This window comes from Streptomyces sp. R28 (genome assembly GCF_041052385.1).
In the GTDB taxonomy this organism is placed as follows: Bacteria; Actinomycetota; Actinomycetes; order Streptomycetales; family Streptomycetaceae; genus Streptomyces.
The window spans coordinates 5,583,408-5,604,673 of the sequence record NZ_CP163439.1 but is presented as its reverse complement, the minus strand read 5'-3'; the positions used below and the strand labels follow the sequence as shown (position 1 = coordinate 5,604,673).

23 protein-coding genes are annotated in these 21,266 nt (G+C 71.9%); 10 read left to right on the top strand and 13 right to left on the bottom strand.

All coding sequences use genetic code 11. The features are described from left to right. Position 1 precedes the first annotated feature (1 nt). From AB5J49_RS24950 to lxmK, 4 genes are all read right to left on the bottom strand, one after another. Positions 2–817 carry an ABC transporter ATP-binding protein gene (locus AB5J49_RS24950; protein WP_369170872.1) on the bottom strand — a complete coding sequence of 272 codons (816 nt, stop codon included), beginning with the start codon at positions 815–817 and terminating at the stop codon, positions 2–4. A gap of 165 nt (positions 818–982) precedes the next feature. Further along, a complete protein-coding gene (locus tag AB5J49_RS24945; protein WP_369170870.1) occupies positions 983–1,303 on the bottom strand; it encodes a transposase in 321 nt (106 codons plus the stop codon). 3 nt (positions 1,304–1,306) lie between these two features. Next, positions 1,307–2,350: a T3SS effector HopA1 family protein gene (locus tag AB5J49_RS24940; protein ID WP_369170869.1), complete on the bottom strand. Its 1,044-nt coding sequence runs from the start codon at positions 2,348–2,350 to the stop codon at positions 1,307–1,309. Beyond that, entirely contained in the window at positions 2,347–3,480 is a 1,134-nt protein-coding gene (gene lxmK / locus AB5J49_RS24935; RefSeq protein WP_369170867.1) for a class V lanthionine synthetase subunit LxmK, read from the bottom strand. The genes AB5J49_RS24940 and lxmK overlap by 4 nt, the downstream gene beginning before the upstream one ends. 394 nt (positions 3,481–3,874) lie before the next feature. On the opposite strand from lxmK, the gene AB5J49_RS24930 reads away from it, so the two are divergent. After that, positions 3,875–4,612, top strand: coding sequence for a LuxR C-terminal-related transcriptional regulator (locus AB5J49_RS24930; protein WP_369170866.1), 738 nt, complete (start codon positions 3,875–3,877; stop codon positions 4,610–4,612). Here the strand turns inward: AB5J49_RS24930 and AB5J49_RS24925 are convergent. The 5 genes from AB5J49_RS24925 to AB5J49_RS24905 all read right to left on the bottom strand — a co-directional run bounded on the left by AB5J49_RS24925 (position 4,570) and on the right by AB5J49_RS24905 (position 8,891). After that, positions 4,570–4,848: a transcriptional regulator gene (locus AB5J49_RS24925; protein ID WP_369175250.1), complete on the bottom strand. Its 279-nt coding sequence runs from the start codon at positions 4,846–4,848 to the stop codon at positions 4,570–4,572. The two genes, AB5J49_RS24930 and AB5J49_RS24925, sit on opposite strands and share 43 nt — an antisense overlap. A gap of 55 nt (positions 4,849–4,903) precedes the next feature. Continuing rightward, positions 4,904–5,389: a hypothetical protein gene (locus tag AB5J49_RS24920; protein ID WP_369170865.1), complete on the bottom strand. Its 486-nt coding sequence runs from the start codon at positions 5,387–5,389 to the stop codon at positions 4,904–4,906. Positions 5,390–5,492: 103 nt separating this feature from the next. Further along, a complete protein-coding gene (locus tag AB5J49_RS24915) occupies positions 5,493–7,100 on the bottom strand; it encodes a serine/threonine-protein kinase (protein WP_369170863.1) in 1,608 nt (535 codons plus the stop codon). Positions 7,101–7,204: 104 nt separating this feature from the next. Then, complete coding sequence (locus AB5J49_RS24910) at positions 7,205–7,942, bottom strand: flavodoxin family protein (RefSeq protein ID WP_369170862.1); 738 nt, start codon at positions 7,940–7,942, stop codon at positions 7,205–7,207. 244 nt (positions 7,943–8,186) lie between these two features. Beyond that, positions 8,187–8,891, bottom strand: a complete 705-nt coding sequence (locus AB5J49_RS24905; protein ID WP_369170861.1) for a hypothetical protein — start codon at positions 8,889–8,891, stop codon at positions 8,187–8,189. Positions 8,892–9,119: 228 nt separating this feature from the next. On the opposite strand from AB5J49_RS24905, the gene AB5J49_RS24900 reads away from it, so the two are divergent. The 7 genes from AB5J49_RS24900 to AB5J49_RS24870 all read left to right on the top strand — a co-directional run bounded on the left by AB5J49_RS24900 (position 9,120) and on the right by AB5J49_RS24870 (position 11,966). Beyond that, complete coding sequence (locus tag AB5J49_RS24900; RefSeq protein ID WP_369175249.1) at positions 9,120–9,629, top strand: DUF5994 family protein; 510 nt, start codon at positions 9,120–9,122, stop codon at positions 9,627–9,629. Beyond that, a complete protein-coding gene (locus AB5J49_RS24895; RefSeq protein ID WP_369170860.1) occupies positions 9,626–9,982 on the top strand; it encodes a PRC-barrel domain-containing protein in 357 nt (118 codons plus the stop codon). The genes AB5J49_RS24900 and AB5J49_RS24895 overlap by 4 nt, the downstream gene beginning before the upstream one ends. Before the next feature lie 22 nt (positions 9,983–10,004). Beyond that, a complete protein-coding gene (locus tag AB5J49_RS24890) occupies positions 10,005–10,172 on the top strand; it encodes a hypothetical protein (RefSeq protein ID WP_369170859.1) in 168 nt (55 codons plus the stop codon). A gap of 108 nt (positions 10,173–10,280) precedes the next feature. Continuing rightward, positions 10,281–10,619, top strand: a complete 339-nt coding sequence (locus AB5J49_RS24885) for a MerR family transcriptional regulator (RefSeq protein WP_369170858.1) — start codon at positions 10,281–10,283, stop codon at positions 10,617–10,619. A 231-nt stretch (positions 10,620–10,850) separates the two neighbouring features. Further along, complete coding sequence (locus tag AB5J49_RS24880) at positions 10,851–11,054, top strand: cold-shock protein (RefSeq protein ID WP_007383480.1); 204 nt, start codon at positions 10,851–10,853, stop codon at positions 11,052–11,054. A 189-nt stretch (positions 11,055–11,243) separates the two neighbouring features. Further along, positions 11,244–11,531, top strand: a complete 288-nt coding sequence (locus AB5J49_RS24875; protein WP_369170857.1) for an SCO5918 family protein — start codon at positions 11,244–11,246, stop codon at positions 11,529–11,531. Between the two features lie 54 nt (positions 11,532–11,585). Then, a complete protein-coding gene (locus AB5J49_RS24870; protein WP_369170855.1) occupies positions 11,586–11,966 on the top strand; it encodes a hypothetical protein in 381 nt (126 codons plus the stop codon). A 54-nt stretch (positions 11,967–12,020) separates the two neighbouring features. On the opposite strand, the gene AB5J49_RS24865 is transcribed toward AB5J49_RS24870, so the two are convergent. After that, complete coding sequence (locus AB5J49_RS24865) at positions 12,021–14,090, bottom strand: glycoside hydrolase (protein WP_369170853.1); 2,070 nt, start codon at positions 14,088–14,090, stop codon at positions 12,021–12,023. 307 nt (positions 14,091–14,397) lie between these two features. Here AB5J49_RS24865 and AB5J49_RS24860 point away from each other — a divergent pair, with 307 nt between their 5' ends. Beyond that, positions 14,398–15,396 (top strand): LacI family DNA-binding transcriptional regulator, encoded by a 999-nt coding sequence (locus AB5J49_RS24860; protein ID WP_369175248.1) that lies wholly within the window; start codon positions 14,398–14,400, stop codon positions 15,394–15,396. Here AB5J49_RS24860 and AB5J49_RS24855 read toward each other — a convergent pair. Further along, on the bottom strand, positions 15,393–16,778 hold the full coding sequence (locus AB5J49_RS24855; RefSeq protein WP_369170852.1) for a deoxyribodipyrimidine photo-lyase: 1,386 nt from the start codon (positions 16,776–16,778) through the stop codon (positions 15,393–15,395). The two genes, AB5J49_RS24860 and AB5J49_RS24855, sit on opposite strands and share 4 nt — an antisense overlap. Before the next feature lie 16 nt (positions 16,779–16,794). Continuing rightward, positions 16,795–18,306, bottom strand: coding sequence for an SDR family oxidoreductase (locus AB5J49_RS24850; protein ID WP_369170850.1), 1,512 nt, complete (start codon positions 18,304–18,306; stop codon positions 16,795–16,797). 186 nt (positions 18,307–18,492) lie between these two features. Here AB5J49_RS24850 and AB5J49_RS24845 point away from each other — a divergent pair, with 186 nt between their 5' ends. Beyond that, entirely contained in the window at positions 18,493–19,050 is a 558-nt protein-coding gene (locus tag AB5J49_RS24845; protein ID WP_369170848.1) for a tellurite resistance TerB family protein, read from the top strand. Between the two features lie 21 nt (positions 19,051–19,071). Here AB5J49_RS24845 and AB5J49_RS24840 read toward each other — a convergent pair whose 3' ends face one another. Then, a complete protein-coding gene (locus AB5J49_RS24840; protein WP_369170847.1) occupies positions 19,072–21,216 on the bottom strand; it encodes a SpoIIE family protein phosphatase in 2,145 nt (714 codons plus the stop codon). Between the last annotated feature and the right edge of the window lie 50 nt (positions 21,217–21,266).

The window sequence follows — 21,266 nt, the reverse complement described above, 5'->3', positions numbered from 1 at the left end:
GTCAGGCCGCCTCCCCCTCGCGGATCATGCGTACGTAGATGTCCTCCAGCGTGGGCCGGTGGACCTGGAGCCCGGGGATCGGCCCCTGGAGCTTCTCGTGCAGTTCCCACACCAGGCGGGAGGGGTCGTCGGTGAGCTGTGTCCGCCGCTCCCCGTCCTGGTCCCAGACCACGCGCGCCTCGGCCCGCGCCCGGTCGGCGAGTTGGGCGGGGGTGCCGTCGGCGTGGATGCGGCCGTCGATGAGGACGGCGATCCGGTCGGCGAGCCGCTCCGCCTCGTGCAGGTCGTGCGTGGTGAGCACCATCGTCATGCCGCCGTCGCGCAGCCGCTCCACCATCTCGTGGAACTCGCGGCGGGCGACCGGGTCGAACCCGGTGGTCGGCTCGTCCAGGAACAGCAGCTCGGGGTTGCCGACGATGCCGAGCGCTACGTCGAGCTTGCGGCGCTGGCCGCCCGAGAGCTTCTGGCAGACCTGGCCCGCGTGCTCGGCAAGCCCCAACTCCCGCAGCAGCTCGCCCGGTTCGCGTGGGTCGGGGTAGTACGAGGCGAAGTGCTCCAGCAGTTCACCGACCCGCCAGCGCTGATGGTCGCGCCAGGACTGCAGGACAATACCCACGCGGGCACGCCAATCCTCGTCAACACCGTCCGGGTCCTCCCCCAGGATGCTCACGTCCCCGCCGGTGCGCCGGCGGAAGCCTTCCATGATCTCGATCGTGGTGGTCTTGCCCGCGCCGTTCGGCCCCAGCAGGGCCAGGACCTCGCCGCGCCGGACGGTGAGGTCCACGCCCTTCAGGACCTCTTTCTCCCCGTATCGCATGGTGAGGTTCTCGATGGATATCGCCGGGCTCGCCCCGTCACCGGACTTCGGAATCGTTCTGTCCTTCCACTGCGTTGTGCTGGCTCAGCCATCGGGTGTAGGTGCGTCGGGGGATTTCCAGAATCAGGCAGAACCTCGAGATGGAAATCCCCAATTCCCGTCTGATCACCTCGAGGTCCGTGAAGGGACCCGGCGGTAGTCCCCGATCTTCCGCCAGGTCATGAGCTCGACGTACGCCTCACCGAGGGCGACCTTGAGCTTGCGCACCTCGTCGGTGAGGTGCTCCTGGTGGGCGGTGGGCCGTACGGCGGGCGGGCCGGCGAGCCCCGTACTGCCGCCCTCGATGAACTGCTTGCGCCAGTTCGCGATGGACTGCTCGGACACCTGCGCCTGGCGTGCCGCCTCGGCGACGGTCTTCTCCTTGGACAGGACCGACAGCACGATGCGGACCTTGTCCTGCAACGGCAGCGCTGGAGGTCTGGGCATGGATCACACACCTCCGCGCTCGGAATGCGGGGGGAATTCGTCAAGGGGCCCGGTGAATTCCGCGGAGTCAGGGTCCGGGAACGCGTCGAGGCCGGGCGAATCGATGTTCCGGGCGGGGTGCAGCGGATCGATGTTCGCGGCCGTGAGCGCCTCGGCGACGGCGGCCGTACGGTCCCGCCCGTCCGGCGCCTCGGCATGGGCGACCAGTCCCTCGGCGACCGCCAGCGCCCGGTGCTCCCCGAAGCTCATGCCGGCCCGGCCGGGCCGGTCGTCGGCGGGCTCCCACGCGGCACCGACGCCCGCGCCGAGCCGGTGCGTGAACGGCGAGGTCCGCGTCCCGACCCCGGCGAGCCCCCGGGTGGCGGCCACCACCGCACCGGCCGCGTGCCAGGTGCCGGGCGCCAGGTAGACGACCAGGGCGTCGTGGCGCGGGTACAGCAGCGGGGACGAGCTGACCTTCGCCCGGTAGGGCACGCCCTCCCGCTCCAGCCGCCCGAGGATCGCGGACCACACGGCGGGCGCGTGGGCGACGTCCTCGATGTGGACGTACACCCGCAGCAGCGGCCGCCCCGACGGGCGGCCCCGTGAGCCGTCGGCGAGGAAGAAGCCGGGCGACAGGGCGGGCCGTACGGCGGCGAGCCGTACGACGACCTCGTCGCCGCGCTCCCGGTCGTCGCCGGTGAGGCGCGCGGACGCCGGTACGGCCACCCGTACCCCGTCCACGAGGAGCACGAGCAGCTCGCCGTCGGGGCTCTCGCCCACCTTGCGGGCCACGATGGTGGTGGTCTCGTGCGGGGTGGCGGCGGCGAGCCGCTCCTCCAGCCGCCCGTCGCGCAGGGTGCGTGGACGCGGGCCGTCGTGCTCCGGGCGGCCGGAGTGGATCTGCTCGTACAGCAGCATGGCCAGGCCGCTCGCCAGGTCGCGGGGTTCCGTCACCTCGACGCTCCGGTCGCCGACCCGGGCCTCGCTCAGGTCCGCGGCGATGTGCACGTCGTCCAGCACGCTCGCCAGGTGAGCGCCGATCAGGTGTGTGGCGGTAGCCGTCATGCCTGTTCCCCCAGTCCCATCGCCGTGACGAACCGTTCCGGGTCCGCCAGCGCGGTCCTTCCGATGCCCATCGCCGCCCGGGTCAGCGCGAGCAGCCGGGTGTTCTTCGCCGCCGACGCCAGCGCCCGGTCGATCAGATGCCAGCCCGCGACCGCGGTGGCCCGCACGGCCAGGCCCTCGTCGACGTCGTCGCGCACGGCTCGGTAGCCGGCCCAGAACGCCTCGATGCGCGGGCGCAGTTCGGCCAGGTTCCGGGAGCCGCGGGCCACGATGTCCTCGTGAGTCGGCTCGGCGCGGATGCCACCCTCCGCGGCATCTTCGCCCGAGTCGTCCGTGCCCACGCCGGTGATCCCGATGACCGCCTGGTACAGCCACTCCCCCGCGAAGGCGCCCACGTCACGCGCGGGGTCGGCCAGCCGGAACTCCTCACCGTCCGTCAGGTACAGGCCGCCGTCCGCGTCCCGCAGGAACTGGTCGAGGCGCAGATCGCAGTGGGCCGGGCGGTGTTCGACGTGCCGCTCGCGCTCGCGCAGGTCCCGCAGCGCGCCGACGAGCACCTCGTCCTGCTGGACGATGCCCCACAGGTTCACTTCGGCGAACGTCAGGGACATGAACATGGGCAGCGGCAGCGCCTCGTTCATGGACAGGTCGGGCAGGACGGGCGGCGCGTCGTCCAGGGCCGGCTCGGCATCGCCGTACGGGGCGCCGTGCAGCAATCCGATCAACCGCCCTGCGCGGTGCGCGAGTTCGTCGTCGAAGTCCTTGTCGGCGGCCAGCTCGGCGCCGGTCGACACCCCCGTCAGCAGCTCGTGTGCCATCAGGTGGTGCGGCGTGTGATGCCCGAGCAGCCGGGGCGTGCGCAGCTCGGGCGTCCCGGCACGGCGGATCACCGCGTCCAGGGCGACCGACCGGCGGATGCGGCGCGCGGCCTCCTCGGGGCTCGCCACCACCCGCTTGACGAACACCCCGACACCGCTGGAGGTGGTGCCCACCCAGTTGTCGTTGCGCCCGAGGTAGGCGGTCACCTCGCTGTCGGTCAGCTTCCCGAGGCCCAGCGAGTCCAGGAACTCGTTCACCTCCGGTGCCTGGTCCAGCGAGACCGGCTGATAACTCCTGCGGTCCGAACTCAACTTCCCCCCGTTCGCAGTGCGTCCTACGGCGACGCCGACGGCCGTCCGGCCGGTCGCAGGGCCAAAAGGCCGGACTGCGGGCCGGATGGCCGGACGGCCTGGCGGTCACACCAGGCGGCCGGCGGCGTCGGCGTCGTCGATCCTGCCGCGTTCGGACAGCCGTTCACATCCGCTGGCCGGTGGTTTTCGGACCCCGCCGTTCGGGGGTGCGTGGACCGCCGTCCAGGTGGCGGAATCCCTTGTTCACCCGGGCGGAACCCGCCATTCGAGGGAAGCTCAGATCGACCTCAAACTTTGCACAGGCATTTGACGGGTTCCGCTCCTCGCCAGCAGGATCAAGGGCCATGAAGCCGGGCTGACCTCCGGTTCACAAGCATCAACGGGGAGACAGACCATGATCCGCTTGATCATTGTCGGTGATGACGTACTGTTCCGTGCCGGTCTGCAAAGAATCCTGGAGGACGCCCACGACATACGGGTCCCGGCCGACTGCGACTACGCCGACGCGGTGGAGACGACCACCGCCCACGACCCCGACGTAGTACTGCTCAGTGACGAGCGGCGCAGGAAAGAGACGCTGTCCCTCGTAACAGCCCTGCGGGCGCAGGCCGCACCCCCCGAGGTGGCGGTCCTCACCTCGGCCGCCGACGAACGCTTCGTCGTCGACTCCCTGCTGGCCGGCGCGACCGGCTTCCTGCTCCGTGACACCGTCCCGCACGACCTGGTCAACGCCGTCCGGCTGCTGGCCTCCGGCAGCAGCGCGCTCGCCCCGTCGGCCTCCCGCACCGTGGTGGGCCACCTCCAGGCCCGGCCGCAGAAGGAGGCCCGCTCCCGCGCGGCCGACCTGTCCGACCGTGAGCTCGACGTGCTGTCCCTGCTGGCGGAGGGGCTGACCAACGCCGAGATCGGGCGCACCCTGCTGCTCAGTCCCGCCACCGTCAAGGACCACCTCAGCGCCATCTACACCAAGCTCGGCACGGCCAACCGGGTCCAGACCGCGGTTCTCGCCCACCGGATGGGCGCCGACCGCGATTCCCGTACGCGCACTTCTCGCGATTCCCGTACGCGCACGTCCCGAGCCGTATCGGCTCAGTCGCTGTCCGGGGGCGCGGAGTTGCGCATTCCCGCCTGACTGGCGGAGGTCGCGAGGTCCTGCAGCGCCGCCAGATGGCGGCTCAGGGCCTCGCGTCCGGCGGGCGTGAGAGCGAGCCAGGTGCGCGGACGTTTGCCAATGTAACCTTTGCGCGCCTGCACGTATCCGGCCACCTCCAGCGCGGAGGTGATCCGGCTGACGCTGGCGTCGGAGACCTGGCAGTAGTCCCGTACAGCCCCGAACTCGGCCTCGGCGCAACCCGACAGAAACGCCATCAGCGCCAGCCGGGTGGGGTGGTGGATCACCTCGTCGAGCTCCGGCAGTCCTCTGTCACTCACCGGACACACCTTCTCCGCGGCCACCCCGCACCGCACCGGCGCCGTACCGCGCCGTCATCACGGCCAGCGCGACTCCGCCCAGCAGCCCGGAGACCACGGCGCCCACGGCCCGGCCCCCGGGGAGGGCGGCCAGCCACCCGGCGGCGAAGACGGCGAGCGGGACCAGTTGGGCCTTCAGCCGCGCCCTGCGGTCCTGTTCCGGCCACAGCACGACGCCGGAGCGCCGTACGACGAGCAGATGCAGGACGAGGAAGGCGACGGCGGCGAGGCAGCCACCGACGCTCCCCCACAGGCCGTCGGCGGGATCGTCCGGCGCCGAGAAGCCGAAGATCCCGATCGTGAATCCCGCGAAGAGCGCCCCCTGGAGCGGCGGAAACCATCCGGGCGCCGACCGCGGCCGGGCGGCGGCAGCGCGGGCCCGCTCGGCGGTCCGCAGGGCCGCGGCGGCGTCCGCGGCGGGGTTCTGGGCTTGAGACACGACGGAGTCCCCCTCGTTTTCCTGGCGAGCAAGTACGCCCACCCTAGCAACTACTTTTGCGGTACGAAAGTAGTTGCCAGGGCTCGACAGGGGGCCGCCCGCGTCAGTCGGCGAACCCGTCGCGCACGTGGTCGAAGACAGGGCGGTAGGTGTCCCATTCGGCCGTCGGGGCCGACAGGTAGATGTCGTACTCCCGTCCGCCCGCCGTGCCGTATCCGAGGTCGATGGCGCGGAAGGCGCGGGCGCGGCCCTGGAAGGTGAACTCCCACACCGCGGCCGGCTTGCCCTTGAACGTGGTCTTCTGCATCCGCAGCCTGCGGTACGTGGAGTAGTTGACCTTGGTGTTCGCCTCGATGTCCTTGAAGTGCTCGATGGGGTGCGAGCCGGCCGGGTCCACCATGCCGATGGTGATGCCGGCCAGGCCGGTCGAGTCGGTGTAGGTGACCTCGTCGGACCCGCCCTTCTTCCGCGTCCAGCCGTCCGGCACCGGGAAGGAGACGCCGAGTTGCTGGTCGCGGACCAGGCGGTAGCCGTCGGGGACGGGCGAGGGGGCGGTCGACTGGGTGGGCGCGCTGCTGGTCCTGTTCGTGTCGGCCGCGTCGCCGTCGCCCCGCGACGACACGAAGAGCGTGCCGGCCGCGGCGATCGCGGCCAGGACGACGGCGACGGCCACGAGAGTGCGCCGCCCTCGCTTCCGGCCGCCACGGTCGCCCCGGCCGCCCTTCTCCGGCGGCACGGGCGGGGTCGGCCGTGGCGGGGACGTCCGGGTCTGGGAGGTCCCCCTCCCGGACGTCGGTGCCGTGTCCGGGGCGCCGTGGTGCGCGTCGTGGGCGACCCCGGCCGACTGCGTGATCGTCGGGCCGCCGGACCAGGTGGCCTGCAGAGCCCGTTCCGTCTGCTCCGCCGTGGGCCGGTCCTCGGGGTTCTTCGACAGCAGGATCTCGATGAGCGGTTCCAGCGGACCGGCCTGCCGCATCGGCTCCAGCGGGTCCACGGCGATGGCGTACGCCGTCTCCATGGCGGTGTCCCGGCGGTACGGCGGCCTCCCCTCGACCGCCTGGTACAGCGTCGCGCCCAGCGACCACAGGTCGGAGGAGGGGCCGGGCTTCTGGCCGCGGATCCGCTCCGGGGCCATGAAGTCGATGGAGCCGACCATCTCCCCGGTCTGCGTGAGCGTCGAGGCGCCGGCGGTCTGCGCGATGCCGAAGTCGGTCAGGACCACCCGGCCGCCGGCGCCGAGCAGGACGTTGCCGGGCTTGATGTCGCGGTGCAGGACCCCGGCGGCGTGCGCGGCCCGCACGGCGGCGATCATGCCGAGGCCGATGCGGGCGGCCTCCTCGGGCGGCAGGGTGTGTCCGCCCTTGAGGACGTCGCCGAGGGTGGGCGCGGGGACGTACTCCATGACGATGCAGGGCCGGCCCTCGTCCTCGACGACGTCGTGCACGACGACCACGTGGGGATGGACCACGCGGGCGGCGCTGCGCGCCTCGCGGCGGGTGCGCTCGTAGAGCGTGGCGACCTCGCCGTCGGACAGATGCGGCTGCGTGTGGAGCCGCTTGAGCGCGACCTGGCGTCCGAGCACCTCGTCCTCGGCCAGCCACACGGTGCCCATACCGCCGCTGCCGACGGGCTCGACGAGCCGGTAACGCCCGGCGACCAGCCGCCCCTCGTCCGCCACAGCCCTGCCCTCCGCCTGCTCTGCCCCCTTCATGCCACTTCGCCTTGCACACTAACCGACCTTGCTGAGAGACCCGAGGCCGGTCCGGCGGCAGCAGGCCCTGGGCGGGGGCCGGCTGCCGGTGCTCGGCGTTTCGGCTACCGGTGCTCGGGGTTGTCGTAGTCGCGGCGGCAGCCGGCGTCCCAGGCGGTGCGCTGGTTGCCGTAGGCGGGGATGCCGCCGAGGTCCTTGAGCGCCCGGGCCAGGTGCAGCAGGTTCCAGGTCATGAAGGTGGTGTTGCGGTTGGTGAAGTCGTTCTCCGGACCGCCCGAACCGGGATCGAGGTACGAGGGGCCGGGGCCCGCCTCGCCGATCCATCCGGCGTCCGCCTGGGGCGGGATGGTGTAGCCCAGGTGCTGGAGGCTGTAGAGGACGTTCATGGCGCAGTGCTTGACGCCGTCCTCGTTGCCGGTGATCAGGCAGCCGCCGACGCGGCCGTAATAGGCGTACTGGCCGGCTTCGTTGAGCAGGCTGGAGCAGGCGTAGAGGCGTTCGATCACCTGCTTCATCACGGAGCTGTTGTCGCCCAGCCAGATGGGGCCCGCCAGCACGAGGATGTCGGCCGCCATCACCTGCTGGTACAGGTCCGGCCAGGCGTCCGTCTGCCAGCCGTGCTCCCGCATGTCGGGCCACACGCCGGTGGCGATGTCGTGGTCCACCGCCCGTACGACGTCGACGTGCACTCCTTGTGCGTCCAGGACGGCGGTGCTGCGGTCGATCAGCCCCTGGGTGTTGCTCGTCTCCGGGGAGCGTTTGAGGGTGCAGTTGATCACCAGGGCCCGCAGGTCGTCGTACCGGGCCGGTGGTGCGTCGGTGGCGGGCGGTGAAGCGGTCACACGGTCCTCCCAGGGCCTGTCGCCGCGGGGTGCGCGGCGAGGGCGTCCACATCCGGCTCCAGCGTGCTGGGCGACCTCGGCGGGCGCCACCACAACACCTCCGAACGGACCCGGCGGTGAAGGGTGGGGCGTGCGGGACACGGGTGCCTGTGTGGGGGCGGTGTATCTGCTGCGGCCGGGTGAGCAGGTGCTGAGGCCGGCCCTGCTGAGCGGATCCCCTCGGCCACGCGTCCCGCGGACGCCGTCACGGCCCGATGACCAGGGCGCGGCACGGCGCCGTCAGGGTCGCGTCCCGGGCCTCGGTCCGCACCGGACGCCAGCCCCAGGACCGTAGTGCCCGCTGGGTCGCGGGGTCGCCGCGGTCCACCAGGGTGACGCCGACGACGGCGGGATGGCCGGGGAGGCCGGCGGTGCGGTCGGCGAGCAACCGCCGCTGCAGGCGCCGGGCGAGGTTCCAGTCACGGCCCGGGTGCTGGGTGCGCACGCGGGAGTGGACCAGCAGCCCGGAGATCGCGAAGAGCCTCCCGGCGGCGGCGAGCCGGAGCAGATCCCGCGGCAGATACCCGTCCAGCCCTCGCCACCAGGGCCCCTGCACCGGTACCGGAAAGCCGTAGGCACATCCCGTCAGTACGACGCCCTCACCACGGTGGGCGAGGTCCTCCGCACCGGTGGTCCCGTCCACCACGGCCGTTCCCGGCACCTGGAGCACGCCCCGCTCCGCGACCAGCAGGGCGAAACCCGGCCGCTGCACCTCGACGGCGAGCCGGCGCAGGAACAGCTCGCGGGCCTGGTTCCACGCCCGCGGGTCGCCCCCGGAGAGCTCCGCGTACAGGTCACCGAGTTCCTTCTGCCGGTCCTCGATCTGCCAGCGGGACAGCGGGCGGATACGTTCCCCTTCCAGGGGCGACGGCGCTTGCCGGCCCCTGCGGTCGGGCACGTTCACGGCCATGAGGCGGATCCTGCCCCGGGTCCGGACAAGGCCGGCCCGGCGTCGTGGTTCGCCGGGGACGGCACCGCGGGGCAGCGGGCGCACGAAGAGCCCTCGGCACTTTCACCGTACTCCCGGCCGTTCCCGGGCCCGCCGCCCGCACACCGACGAGCAGGGGTGCAGGGCCGCCGCAGGAGTAGCGTGGAACGAGAAGTCCAGGACAAGGTGAGCACGGACAAGGTGAGCACAGTGCCCGGTACCGATCCCCCACTCGCCACGCGGCTGCTCGCGGACGGCGTCCACGAGTCCGCACGCCCCGGAACGGCCCTTCTTCGGCTGGAGACGACACATGACCGCCAAGGCGTCCTCGACGGCGCGTGGTGGCCGCGCTCCCGTGACATCGCCCTCGAGCTGCCCGGCCTGCTCGGCGCGCTGACCGAACACCTCGGGCCGATCGCCCGGATCGGCCTGGACTCCGCCTCCTGGGACGGACTGCCGACGCGCCTGGTCGTCGACGGCCGGGTCGTGCACATCGACGCGTCGTCCGTGGGCGACGACACCGTCCTGGTCACCCGGGGTGATCAGGACCTCTTCTCCCTGCTCGTCGTACCGCCGGACAGCCTGCCCGACGCGGCGCGGGCGGCGATGGCCCAGGCGGTGCGCGCCGACAACCTCAAAGGGGCCGGGCAGATCCTGGTCGACACCGGTGCCGAGCACTTCCCAGCCCCCCTCGGCAGCGAAGACACGAGGCAGCCATGATCCACGCGGCCGACATCCGGGAGTGGCGCGAGCACGATGTGGTCGACCCCAAGGGCCACAAGATCGGCACCCTCGAAGCCGTTTACGTGGACACGGCCACGGACGAACCGGCCATGGCCACGGTCCGCACCGGGCTGCCCACCCGTCAGCGTCTGGTCTTCGTCCCGCTCGACGAGGCGGTCCTCGGGCCCGGCTACGTCAAGGTCCTCCATACCAAGGGGACGGTGCGCAGGGCGCCTTCGATCGGGACGGACGACGTGCTGCCCGCCGAGCAGGAGGAGACGATCTTCCGCTACTACGACCTCGCCTACCAGCCGGGTGTCCACGGCGAACGGCAACTCGCGCGCCGCTGACCGCCAAGAGGTGATCGGGTCGATGGTGACGTTTCTGCTGCTCCTGCTGGCGGCCATGGTCCTGGGGATCATCGGTGCGGCGGCGGACGGCCTGAGCTATCTGCTGGCCATCGGTGTCGTGCTCTTCGTGGCCGACGTGGCCTACTTCGCGATGGTGGGATCCCGGCGCGTCCGGCGTCCCATGCGCTGACCCTCCTGGGGCCCGGGCCCGCGCGGCCGGAGAAAGTCTGTCGCGGCGGGACCACATACTCCGTCCGCCGGAGTTAGGGTTGTCCCGCGTCCGCGAAACGAAGGTGCCATGCCCGCTGAGAACGCCACCGCCGCCGGGAACCTCGATGACGACGACTATCCCGCCTACACCATGGGACGGGCCGCCGATGTCCTCGGCATCACCCCCGCCTTCCTCAGGGCCATCGGCGAGGCCGAACTGATCACCCCCCTGCGTTCGGAGGGCGGCCACCGCCGGTACTCCCGCCGCCAGTTGCGCATCGCCGCCCGCGCCCGTGAGCTCGTCGACCAGGGCACCCCCGTCGAGGCCGCCTGCCGCATCGTCTCGCTCGAGGACCAGCTCGACGACGCCCTCCGCCGGAACCGGGAGACGCGCCGGAAGCTGGACGAGCACGGCGCAGATATCTAGTCCCGCTGCTACAGAATTACCCGCCCTGGCGGGATAAGAATTCCTGTACGGGTCCGGAAAAACGTGGGAGTTTCGGCCCGAGCCGTGTTAGCGTGATACCGGTTGCAGTTTTGGTTGCCAGAGACTTGTTTCTTTGCAGAGCTTTCCGGATTCTTCCGGAGGGGTGATCATCGCGGCGACTCGGATCCGTAAAGTGCGGACTCCGGCACTGCCCCCCAAGGGAGATTCAATATGGCATCTGGCACCGTGAAGTGGTTCAACGCGGAAAAGGGCTTCGGCTTCATCGAGCAGGACGGCGGCGGCGCTGACGTGTTCGCCCACTACTCGAACATCGCCACCAGCGGCTTCCGCGAGCTTCAGGAAGGCCAGAAGGTTACCTTCGACGTCACGCAGGGCCAGAAGGGCCCGCAGGCCGAGAACATCGTTCCCGCCTGACGCTGACACGAACCACGTGGCTGGGGCCCGCACTCTAGGGGTGCGGGCCCCAGCCCGTTGTGTTCCCCCAGTTCCACGAACCCCCTGCGTCTCCCGAGTTCCCGGATTGTTGACCGCCTCGGATTCAGCGCCGAGAGGCCGGGATTTTCGAATTGTCTTCGGCTCATTCTCGCGTCTGTGGAGGCATCCATGCGCTGTGTCATCGCCCGATTCCCCTTCGACCTGACCAAGAGTGAGGTCGAACACTCGATGAGCGGCATCACGCCCGAACCCGTCGTCGGCGTGGCCGTGACCATCGACCACCGCGTCTACCCCGTGATGCAGGTCGGGGAAGTGATCACCAGGCAGAACCGCCGCGACTTCACCACGGGTGAGATGCGCCGGGCACTGACCCGACTCGGCTTCACCTGCCACGACGCGCCCCCCGCCCGGCCCGCCCAGGACGTGCGGGCTGACGAAGGTGCGCTCGGCTGGTGACGTCTCGGTGCCCGGCACGCCGCGGCGCCCGTCGTCGAGCTAGGCTCCTGAGGCATGACGCACCCTGACGACCTGCTCGTCGCGATCGCCGCGATGGTGGAGTCGCGGCACAGCAGCCAGATGTCCCTCACCGTGGTGATCCCGGGAGCCGTCATCACGGGACGGCTGGCCCCGGAAGCCCTGTGGAAGCAGCGGGTGGCCGAAGTCCTGCGGGACTCCGAGCACCTGGGCCGGTTCGCCGCCGCGTTCACCTCGCTCCAGGCAGACGACGACCACCGGCCGGAGCACGGTGACAGGCCCACCCACCTGCACTTCCACGTCGCCCGGATTCTCCAGGGCAGCTTCGGCATCCCCGACACGGGCGGCATGTACCGCGTCGCGCTGGAGGACGTGAGTGCCTGGACCGTCGGGGACATCGGCTACTCGGACCAGTGAAAGCCCCCGGCTCCTCCCCCTGCGCGTGAGGAGGAGCCGGGGGCTGACGCGCTCCTACTCGGTCCGCGCGGCGTCGTCACCCGTCACATCGGTCACCGTCCAGCGCTGGTTGGCGCCGGAGTTCGCGAGCCACACGCCGACGGCGGCGCCGTCGCTGGTGGACTGGCCGGCGACCTCCGCGAGCCGGCCGGTGGCGGCGTTGACGAGGGTCCAGGTGCCGTCCCCGGTCGACGACATGATCCACTGGGCGGCGCTGTCGCAGGTCCCCTCGTCGGGCTCCGCCACCAGGGCGCCGTCGCGCACCGCCAGACGCTTACCGGCGGTCGCCTCGGTGAAGGCGTACCGCTTGCGGTTGTCGGTGCCGCTGATCTGCTCGAGGCGCCACTGCCGGCCGCTCGGGGCGGAGGCGTCGGCGCTCTTGATGACCAGGCCGGTGCCGTTGTCGGCGATGGTGAGGTCCTTGCCGCTCTGGGCGCCGGTCAGCCGGTAGGTGTGGCCCTTCTGCAGCTCGGCCGCGTCCTTGGCGACGCCGGTCACGCCCTTGACGAGGAAGGACGTCACGGACTGGGCCGGCACGGTGATCGTGGCCTGCTTGCCGGTGACCCGGACCGCCTTCTGCCGCTCCAGCTTGCCGTCGGCGCTGGTCACCACCGGGGTGACGGTGGCGCGGGAGGAGATACGGCCGAACTTCGACAGGTCGAGGGTGACCTCGCGCGCCTCGGTGGTGCTGTTGACGTGGACGACGGTCGCCGCGTCGCCCTTGCGGGAGACCGCCGCGGTGCTGGAGGTGTCGTTCGTCTTGATCAGCCGGTCGCCGGGCTTGATGTAGTGCGTGAAGTTCCGGGCGGTGTCGAACTTCGTGTTGGTGTGGATGGGGCAGCTCTCGAGCGTGTCCTTCGAGGTGCAGCTGAAGGAGAGCTGGATCTCGCCCCAGTTGCCGCCCTTCGCGGACTCGCCGCCCGGCTTCATGTTGTCGTAGTCCTCGACGGGCTGCCAGAACACCCAGGCGCGGGGCTCCAGTTCGCGCAGGTCGTCGACCATGCGCTGGGCGAGGCCCAGGCCGGGCCGCATGTCCGTGAAGCTCTGGCCGTCACCCCAGTCGCCCTCGACCTCGCTCATCCACAGCGGCTTGTCGGCCGCCTTGGCCAGGTCGCGCACGGTGGTGCGCTGGCTGGTGCCGTAGGTGTGGACGTTCATCTGGCCGACGAGGTCGCGGACCTCCTGCGGGTAGGAGTTCCAGTTGGTGGCGAAGGTGCCGGGGTTGGTCTCGTCCATCGCGGAGATCTCCGCGCCGGTCCTGGACTTCTCCAGGGTCGGGGCCAGTGCGCGGATCACCTTCTGCTGGAGTTCGGGGCCGATGTGGGCCCCTTCCTGACGGCCGCCGACGGGCTCGCCGTCCGCGCCGAGCTTGGTGCCCCAGTAGTCGGTGTTCGGCTCGTTGAACGGGTCGAGGGTGTCGACCTTGATGCCGTGTGCCTTCTCGAGGCGTTCGGTGGCACCCACCAGGTACTTGGCGAAGTCGTCCACGGACTCGGTCTTGAGCTGGTCCTTGCCGGCGTCGAAGTTGCCGGAGACGTAGCCGCTCTCGGTCATGAACCACGGCGGGGAGTTGCTGAAGGTCTCCCAGTGGGTGATGTCCTTCTTGATGCGGTCGACCCACCAGCGCTGCGTCTTGTCGGCCTTGTCGTTCCAGTCCGCGGGGTCGTCGGCGTCCCACCAGTCGACGTCCTCGCGGGTGGTGCCCGCCGGGGCCTTCCACCAGCCCTCGACCGCACCGCCGGCGCGCAGGTAGTCCTTGACGTCGGGGGCGTTGCCGCCGCCGATGTTGTAGCGGGCGATGTTCAGGGCGAGGCCGTCGTCCCCGAAGAGGAGCTGGGCCAGCTTCTCGCGTACCGCGGGCGGGTAGTCGCCGGTGGCGTTGGCGAACCAGACCAGGCTGGTGCCCCAGCCCTCGAACTTCTCGTGCTTGTAGGAGGGGTCGGGCCGGACGGTGACCGCAGCGGTCGCGGTCACGGTCGGGTCCGCGGGCGCGGCGGGCAGTGCGGTGGCGGCCAGAACGGTCCCGGTCGCGAGGGCCGTGACGCCGATCCCCAGGAGGCTTCTCTTACGGGTGCGGTGTGCCATCTCGAGTACTCCAGCTCTTCTGTGCGCCGCGCGTCCCGCCGGGGCACAGAGATCGGGACCGCAGGGTGCGGTTCGGTGCGATTCGGTGCGTTCTCGTATGGTTTTGGCTCGTAATGTTTACGTAAACATCCGCTGGCGGGATGTCTACACTGTGCGAATCTCGGCGGTCAAGGAGTTGTCCGGGCCGAAAGTCGCGCAGCCAGGGGGCGGAGTGGACACCACGGACAAGGACGGCGCCCCGACGGCCACGCGCCCCGCGGGAGGACGGACGAGAAAGCGTGCCGCCCGCCCCCGCCAGGGCGCCTCCATGGCCGACGTCGCGCGCGTCGCCGGGGTCTCCTCCCAGACGGTCTCGCGTGTCTCCAACGGCTTCCCGGGCGTGACCGAGGAGACGCGCCGGCAGGTGCTGGCCGCGATGCGGGAACTGGGCTACCGGCCCAACAGCGCCGCGCGGGCACTGCGCCGCGGTGAGTTCCGCACCCTCGGCGTGATCACGTTCTCCCTGTCCACCATGGGCAACATCCGCACCCTGGAGGCGATCGCGACCTCCGCCGCCGGTCACGGGTACGCCGTCACGCTGCTGCCCGTCGCCGTCCCCACCCAGGACGAGGTGAACGGCGCCTTCTCCCGGCTCGGGGAACTCGCCGTGGACGCGGTCATCGTCATCATGGAGATCCACCTCCTCGACGCGGCGACGGTCTCGCTGCCGCCGGGCGTCCAGGTCGTGGTGGCCGACTCGGACGCCGGCGACCGCTACACCGTCGTCGACACCGACCAGGCGGGCGGCGCCCGCGAGGCCGTACGGCATCTGCTGGAGCTCGGCCACGACACGGTGTGGCACCTGGCCGGGCCGGAGGACTCCTTCGCCGCCCAGCGCCGTGCCAACGCCTGGCGCACCACCCTCACGGAGGCCGGCGCCCTCACGCCGCCCCTGGTGCGCGGCGACTGGTCGGCGGAGTCCGGTTACCTGGCCGGTCTGCGGCTCGCCGAGGAGCGGGACTGCACGGCGGTGTTCGCCGCCAACGACCAGATGGCCCTGGGCCTGCTGCGCGCCCTGCACGAACGCGGCCGCAAGGTGCCCGACGACGTCAGCGTCATCGGCTTCGACGACATCCCCGAGTCCGCGTCCTTCCTGCCCCCGCTCACCACCATCCACCAGGACTTCGCCGAGGTGGGCCGCCTCTGCGTCGAGGGCGTCATCGGCAAGATGCGGCATGCGGGCACCGCCCACGGCACCACCCTCGTCCCGACCCGGCTCGTGCCACGCCGGAGCACGGCACCGCCGCCCGAGCGCCGGGGCGGCTAGGACGTCTCGGGCCCGGTCCCCCGCCCCTGCCTGAAGCGGGCGGCGCCTTCCGCGAGGTCCACGATCGGGGCGGGGTAGTCCAGCTCCGCACGGGTGGCGTCGTCGAGGTCCGGGACGCGGTGGATCGTCGCGGCGTCGAGGCCGCGGAGTTCGGGGAGCCAGCGGCGTACGTACTCCCCGTGGGGGTCGAAACGGCGGGCCTGCACGCGTGGGTTGAGGATCCGGCTCGGGCGGGTGTCCGTGCCGGTACCGGCCACCCACTGCCAGTTGAGCTGGTTGTCGGCGATGTCACCGTCGACGAGGAGGTCCAGGAAGTGGCGGGCCCCCACCCGCCAGTCCACGTACAGCGTCTTGGTGAGGAAGCTCGCCGCGAGCATGCGGGCGCGGCCCGGCATCCAGCCCTCGTGGCCCAGCTGCCGCAGGGCGGCGTCGACGACGGGGTAGCCGGTGCGGCCCTCCTTCCATGCCTCGGTCTCCTTCGTGGCCCGGCGCCAGCGGTCGTGCCGGGGGCGGTAGTCGTGGTCGGCGGCGTCGGGGCGGGCCGCGAGGACCTGGTGGTGGAAGTCCCGCCAGGCGAGCTGGCGGACGAAGGCCCGCGCACCGGGGTCGTGCCGTGCGCGCGCCCGGTGCAGCAGTTCGGTCGGTGACAGGCAGCCGAAGTGCAGGTAGGGGGAGAGCCTGGAGGTCGCGTCGGCGGCCAGGTCGTCGTGCTGGTCGTCGTAGGCGGAAAGTGGACCCGCCAGCCAGGAGCGCAGTCTGCGGCGGGCCTCGGACTCGCCCCCGGCGGGCAGACCCGGTGACGTGGAGCCCGACGCCAGGGACGCTGCGCCGGGCAGGTCGGCCGAGCCGACGTCCGGCACGCGTACGGCGTCCGGAGCCGGGAGGACGCCGCGTACGGAGAAGGCCTCCCAGCGGCGGAAGTACGGGGTGAAGACCGCGAAGTGGTCCTTGTCCTTGCCCGCGGGCGTCAGCGCCCCGGGCGGCACCGCCGTCAACGAGGCGTCGTGGACGCGCAGTTCACGCCGGACGCCGGCCAGCTCCGTGCGCAGGCGCTCCTCGCGCCGCACCGCGTAGCGACTCACCCCGCCCGCGAGGTGCACCACCTCGGCCCCCGTCTCCGTCGCCACCCGGCAGGTCTCCTCGACCACGTCGCCGACGCGCACCACCAGCCGGCCGCCCCGGACACGCAGGGCCGCGTCGAGGTCGGCCAGGCTGTCGGCGAGGAACGCCGCCCGGTTGGGGACGACGAAGCCGGTGCGGCGGATGCCAGTGTCGACGACGAAGAGCGGGACCACGCGCTCCGCGTCCTTCAGGGCGGCCACCAGGACCGGGTTGTCGTGCACCCGCAGATCCGCGGTGAACAGGGCGACCGAGACGCGCACGGTTCCTGGAGCTCCCTCAGTGTGTACGGGCGGGTTCCCCGGCGGCCGACTCGGCCGCGGCGGCGATGTTGCGGGTCATGCCGCCGAAGACCGCGGCGTGGAAGGGGGAGACACCCCACCAGTAGGCGTGGCCGGCCAGTCCGTGCGGATGGAACAGTGCCCGCTGCCGGTACACCGTGTTCCCCTGCTGATCCCGGTCGACGGTCATCTCCAGCCAGGCCAGGCCCGGCAGCCGCATCTCCGCGCGCAGCCGGAGCAGCCGGCCCGGCTCGATCTCCTCCACCCGCCAGAAGTCCAGGCTGTCGCCGACCCTGAGCCGGGTCGCGTCCCGGCGGCCCCTGCGCAGGCCCACTCCGCCCACCAGTGTGTCCAGCCACCCCCGCAGGGACCAGGCCAGCGGCGAGGAGTACCAGCCGTTCTCGCCGCCGATCGCCTCGACCACCCGCCACAGCGCCTGCGGCGACGCGGCGACCGTGCGCTCGCGGTGATCGGTGTAGAGGCTCCCGCCGGCCCAGTCGGGGTCGGTCGGCAGCGGGTCACTGGGGGCGCGGGGCGTCGAGGCAGAGGACCACCTGGTGGCGACGTCCGTGTCCTGCACGCGCCGCAGGGCCAGCCGGATCGCCCGGTCGAGGCCGACCGGTCCCTCCGGCGGGTCCGGCACGTAATGGACGATGTCCCGTTCGGCGCAGACCACCTCGTGCTTCAGCGACTCGACCAGCGGGCGGGCCAGGGCGCCCGGCACCGGGGTGATCAGGCCGACCCAGAGGCTGGACAGCCGGGGGGTGAGCAGCGGCACGGGGAGGATGACGCGCCTGGGCAGACCGGCGACGACGGCGTACCGCCGCATCATGTCCTCGTACGTGAGGATGTCCGGCCCGCCGATGTCGAAGGCGCGGTTCACGTCGTATGGCAGCCGCGCGCATCCCACGAGCAGGCGGAGCACGTCGCGGACGGCGATCGGCTGGATGCGGGTGCGTACCCAGCTGGGGGTCACCATCGCGGGGAGCCGCTCGGTCAGGTACCGCAGCATCTCGAAGGAGGCCGAGCCCGAACCGATGATCACCGCTGCTCGCAGTACGGCGGTCGGTACGCCCGAGGCCAGGAGGATGCGGCCCACTTCGGTGCGGGAGCGCAGGTGGGGTGAGAGCGCGTGCTCGGGTACTCCGGAAGGGGTCAGTCCGCCGAGGTAGACGATCCGCCGGACTCCGGCGGCGCGCGCCTGCTCACCGAAGATCCTGGCCGCGCGCCGGTCGGTCTCCTCGAAACCCCGCCCCGTGCCCAGCGCGTGCACCAGGTAGTACGCGACGTCCATGCCCTCCATCGCCGCGCGCACGGACCCCTCGTCCGTGACGTCCCCGCGCACGGCCTGAGCCTGCCCGGCCCACGGATGGTCGCGCAGCTTGCCGGGCGAGCGGGCCAGACAGCGCACGGCATGCCCGGCGGCCAGCAACTCCGGCACCAGCCTGCCGCCCAGGTAACCGGTGGCACCGGTGACCAGGCAGCGCAGCGGCCGGTCGTCGTCGGTCATGCGTCGTTCTCCCCGGGACGTGCCCCGCCCGAAGGCTCTGTCGCGTTCACCTGCCCCCATGCTTGGCTCGGGGGACGAGCACCGCAACCGCGCTGGAACTTCGGCGGGCTCGCGGGAGTTGGCAGGAGGACGCGCGGAACTCACGCGGACGACCGGAACGACACGGCTGAAGCCGAGGTGGCACGGATGGCGATGTGGGATCGGATCAAGGACCAGGCCAAGGGTCTGCAGCAGCAGGCGCAGGGGGCGCGGGGCGCATCCGCCGGCGGACAGGGCCGGCCGCGGTCGGGGTCCTCCGGGGGATCGAAGGCGCAGCTGGTGAACACGCTCAAGTCCCAGCTCACCTCGCTGAAGACGGAGCTGAAGAGCGGTGCCTACCGGGACGCCAGCATGGCCATGTGCGCCCTGGTCGCCGCGGCCGACGGGCATGTCGACCCGGCCGAGCGGCAGCATGTGGAGTCGCTGATCCTGAACAACGACGTCCTGCAGAACTTCCCGTCCGAACAGCTGCGGCAGCGCTTCAACAAGCACGTCGACCAGCTGGCGTTCAACTTCCAGCAGGGCAAGGCCGAGGCGCTGCAGGAGATCGCCAAGGCCGCGAAGAAGCCGACGGAGGCCAGGGCGGTCGTACAGACCGGGTTCGTGGTCGCGGGTGCGGACGGGTATGTCGAGCCGGCGGAGGAGCAGGTCCTGCGCGAGGCGTGCTCGGTGCTCAACCTGTCCCCGCAGGAGTTCGGCCTCTGACGTCAGCGCGACCCGCGGACGTCAAGCGATCGCATCCCACGACGGAAATCCCGTGGCGTCGCTCAGCTCGGCCCAGACCGTCTTGCCGTGCCGGGCGTGGCGTGTGCCCCAGTGTTCGGCGAGCTGCGCGACCAGCAGCAGGCCGCGCCCGCCCTCGTCGAAGACGCGGGCGCGACGCAGGTGCGGGGTGGTGTTGCTGTCGTCGGAGACCTCGCACAGCAGGGTGGCGACGGGGGCATCTCCCAACCCCGCAGGGGGCTGCGGGAGGATGAGGCGCAGCCGGATGGGCGGTCGGCCGTAGCGGATGGCATTGGTGACCAGTTCGCTGACCACCAGCTCCGCGGTGAAGTCGAGGTCCTGAAGGCCCCAGGTGCCGAGCTGCTCGGAGACGTGTCCCCGGGCCCGGGAGACGGCGGCGGGCTCGGCCTCCAGCTCCCAGGCGGCGACCTGTTGAGCGCCCAGAGCCTGGGGGCGGGCCAGGAGCAGGGCGACGTCGTCGTCCGGACGGGTCGGCAGCAGGGCCTGGAGCACCGAGTCGCAGGTGGCCTCCAGGGAGGCCGCGGGCCGGGCCAGGGCCTCGTGCAGTCGGACCAGGCCCGTGTCGATGTCGTGGTCGCGGGACTCCAGGAGGCCGTCGGTGTAGAGGGCGAGCAGGCTGCCTCCGGGCAGGCCGACCTCCGCCGCCTCGAAGGGCAGGCCGCCCAGCCCGAGCGGCGGGCCGGGGGGCAGGTCGAGGACGTCGACGGAGCCGTCCGGGGAGACCACGGTGGGCAGTACGTGCCCGGCGCGGGCCAGGCAGCAGCGGCCGGCGACGGGGTCGTAGACGGCGTACAGGCAGGTGGCGCCGGTGTCCCCGCCGGCGTCGCTGTCCGGGGCGGTGGACAGGCGCAGCACGACGTCGTCCAGGTGGGTGAGGAGTTCGTCGGGCGGCAGATCGATGTCGGCCAGCGTGCGTACGGCGGTCCGCAGCCGGCCCATGGTGGCGGCCGCCTGGATGCCGTGCCCGACCACGTCGCCCACCACCAGCGCGACCCGGGCCCCGGACAGCGGGATGACGTCGTACCAGTCACCGCCCACACCGGCCCCGGCGCCGGCGGGCAGGTAGCGGCAGGCGACCTCGACGGCCGACTGCTCCGGCGTGTTCTGCGGGAGCAGGCTGCGCTGCAGGGCCAGGGCGGTGGCGCGGGCGTGCGTGTAGCGGCGGGCGTTGTCCACGGCCAGGGCCGCCCGGGTGGCGACCTCCTGGGCGAGGAGCAGATCGTCGTCGACGAAGGGATCGGGGTTGCGGTACCGGAAGAACTGCGCGACGCCCAGGGTGGCGCCACGGGCGCGCAGCGGCACGACCAGCGAGTGTTCCGGGGAGCGGGCGGCGTCGGTCCGGTGCCGGGAAGCCTGCCCGAGGGTCAGGGCGCGCTCCGGTGGGGAGCCGGCCGGGTAGGTGTGGAGCTGCTGCGTCTCGATCGACGGTTCCGGGGCCCGCTCGCCCACTGAGCGCTGGGCGATCCGGCGCAGCATGAGCGGGCCCTCGGGCGCGGCGTCGGGTTCGTCGAACGCGGAGTCGAGCAGGTCGACGGTGACCCGGTCGGCGAAGTGCTCGGTGGCCAGGTCCGCCAGCTCCTGGGTGGTGCGGGCGATGTCCAGGGTGGTCCCGATGCGCGTGCCCGCCTCGTTCACCACGGCCTGCCGCCACCGCAGCCTGCGGTCCCGTTCCTCCTGGAACGCCAGGACGGCCTGCTCCGAGGTGCGGTCCACGTACTCGGTCACCGTCGCGATCAGCTTGCGGGCCGACGCGCCGACCAGTGCTGCGTCGCTCGTGAGCCGGGACATCTCCTCGAACATCCGGTCGAGGATCACCCCTTGCCCGAGGCGAAAGGCCCGCAGCAGATCGCTGACCGGCTTCCCGCGCCGGGCGAGCCGACGGGCGCGCTCCACGTCGGCGGGCGGCGGTTCGATCAGGCTCGGCTCGACTCCCTGCTCGAGGGCGAACAACCCGGCCACGACGTGCTCGGTGATGTTGTCCAACGCCATCTGCGCGAGGTCCGGGTCGTCCCACAGTTCGGGAACCTCACGCCGCAGGCACCGCTCCACGTCGTGGATCAGCTGGTCCGCTCTCGGGCCGAGCTCATGTGCGGCACGGGACACCAGGGTGTCCGCGGTGAACTCCACACCACCGACGGTACGCCCCTGGAAGTCCGGTTCGCGCCCGCGGCGGTCCG

Excerpts from the sequence above, each read along its gene's own strand:
- AB5J49_RS24950 (WP_369170872.1), bottom strand. The coding sequence starts at position 817 with ATGCGATACGGGGAGAAAGAGGTCCTGAAGGGCGTGGACCTCACCGTC.
- AB5J49_RS24945 (WP_369170870.1), bottom strand. The coding sequence starts at position 1,303 with ATGCCCAGACCTCCAGCGCTGCCGTTGCAGGACAAGGTCCGCATCGTG.
- AB5J49_RS24940 (WP_369170869.1), bottom strand. The coding sequence starts at position 2,350 with ATGACGGCTACCGCCACACACCTGATCGGCGCTCACCTGGCGAGCGTG.
- AB5J49_RS24930 (WP_369170866.1), top strand. The coding sequence starts at position 3,875 with ATGATCCGCTTGATCATTGTCGGTGATGACGTACTGTTCCGTGCCGGT.
- AB5J49_RS24925 (WP_369175250.1), bottom strand. The coding sequence starts at position 4,848 with ATGGCGTTTCTGTCGGGTTGCGCCGAGGCCGAGTTCGGGGCTGTACGG.
- AB5J49_RS24915 (WP_369170863.1), bottom strand. The coding sequence starts at position 7,100 with ATGAAGGGGGCAGAGCAGGCGGAGGGCAGGGCTGTGGCGGACGAGGGG.
- AB5J49_RS24905 (WP_369170861.1), bottom strand. The coding sequence starts at position 8,891 with ATGGCCGTGAACGTGCCCGACCGCAGGGGCCGGCAAGCGCCGTCGCCC.
- AB5J49_RS24895 (WP_369170860.1), top strand. The coding sequence starts at position 9,626 with ATGATCCACGCGGCCGACATCCGGGAGTGGCGCGAGCACGATGTGGTC.
- AB5J49_RS24890 (WP_369170859.1), top strand. The coding sequence starts at position 10,005 with ATGGTGACGTTTCTGCTGCTCCTGCTGGCGGCCATGGTCCTGGGGATC.
- AB5J49_RS24885 (WP_369170858.1), top strand. The coding sequence starts at position 10,281 with ATGCCCGCTGAGAACGCCACCGCCGCCGGGAACCTCGATGACGACGAC.
- AB5J49_RS24880 (WP_007383480.1), top strand. The coding sequence starts at position 10,851 with ATGGCATCTGGCACCGTGAAGTGGTTCAACGCGGAAAAGGGCTTCGGC.
- AB5J49_RS24875 (WP_369170857.1), top strand. The coding sequence starts at position 11,244 with ATGCGCTGTGTCATCGCCCGATTCCCCTTCGACCTGACCAAGAGTGAG.
- AB5J49_RS24870 (WP_369170855.1), top strand. The coding sequence starts at position 11,586 with ATGACGCACCCTGACGACCTGCTCGTCGCGATCGCCGCGATGGTGGAG.
- AB5J49_RS24865 (WP_369170853.1), bottom strand. The coding sequence starts at position 14,090 with ATGGCACACCGCACCCGTAAGAGAAGCCTCCTGGGGATCGGCGTCACG.
- AB5J49_RS24860 (WP_369175248.1), top strand. The coding sequence starts at position 14,398 with ATGGCCGACGTCGCGCGCGTCGCCGGGGTCTCCTCCCAGACGGTCTCG.
- AB5J49_RS24850 (WP_369170850.1), bottom strand. The coding sequence starts at position 18,306 with ATGACCGACGACGACCGGCCGCTGCGCTGCCTGGTCACCGGTGCCACC.
- AB5J49_RS24845 (WP_369170848.1), top strand. The coding sequence starts at position 18,493 with ATGGCGATGTGGGATCGGATCAAGGACCAGGCCAAGGGTCTGCAGCAG.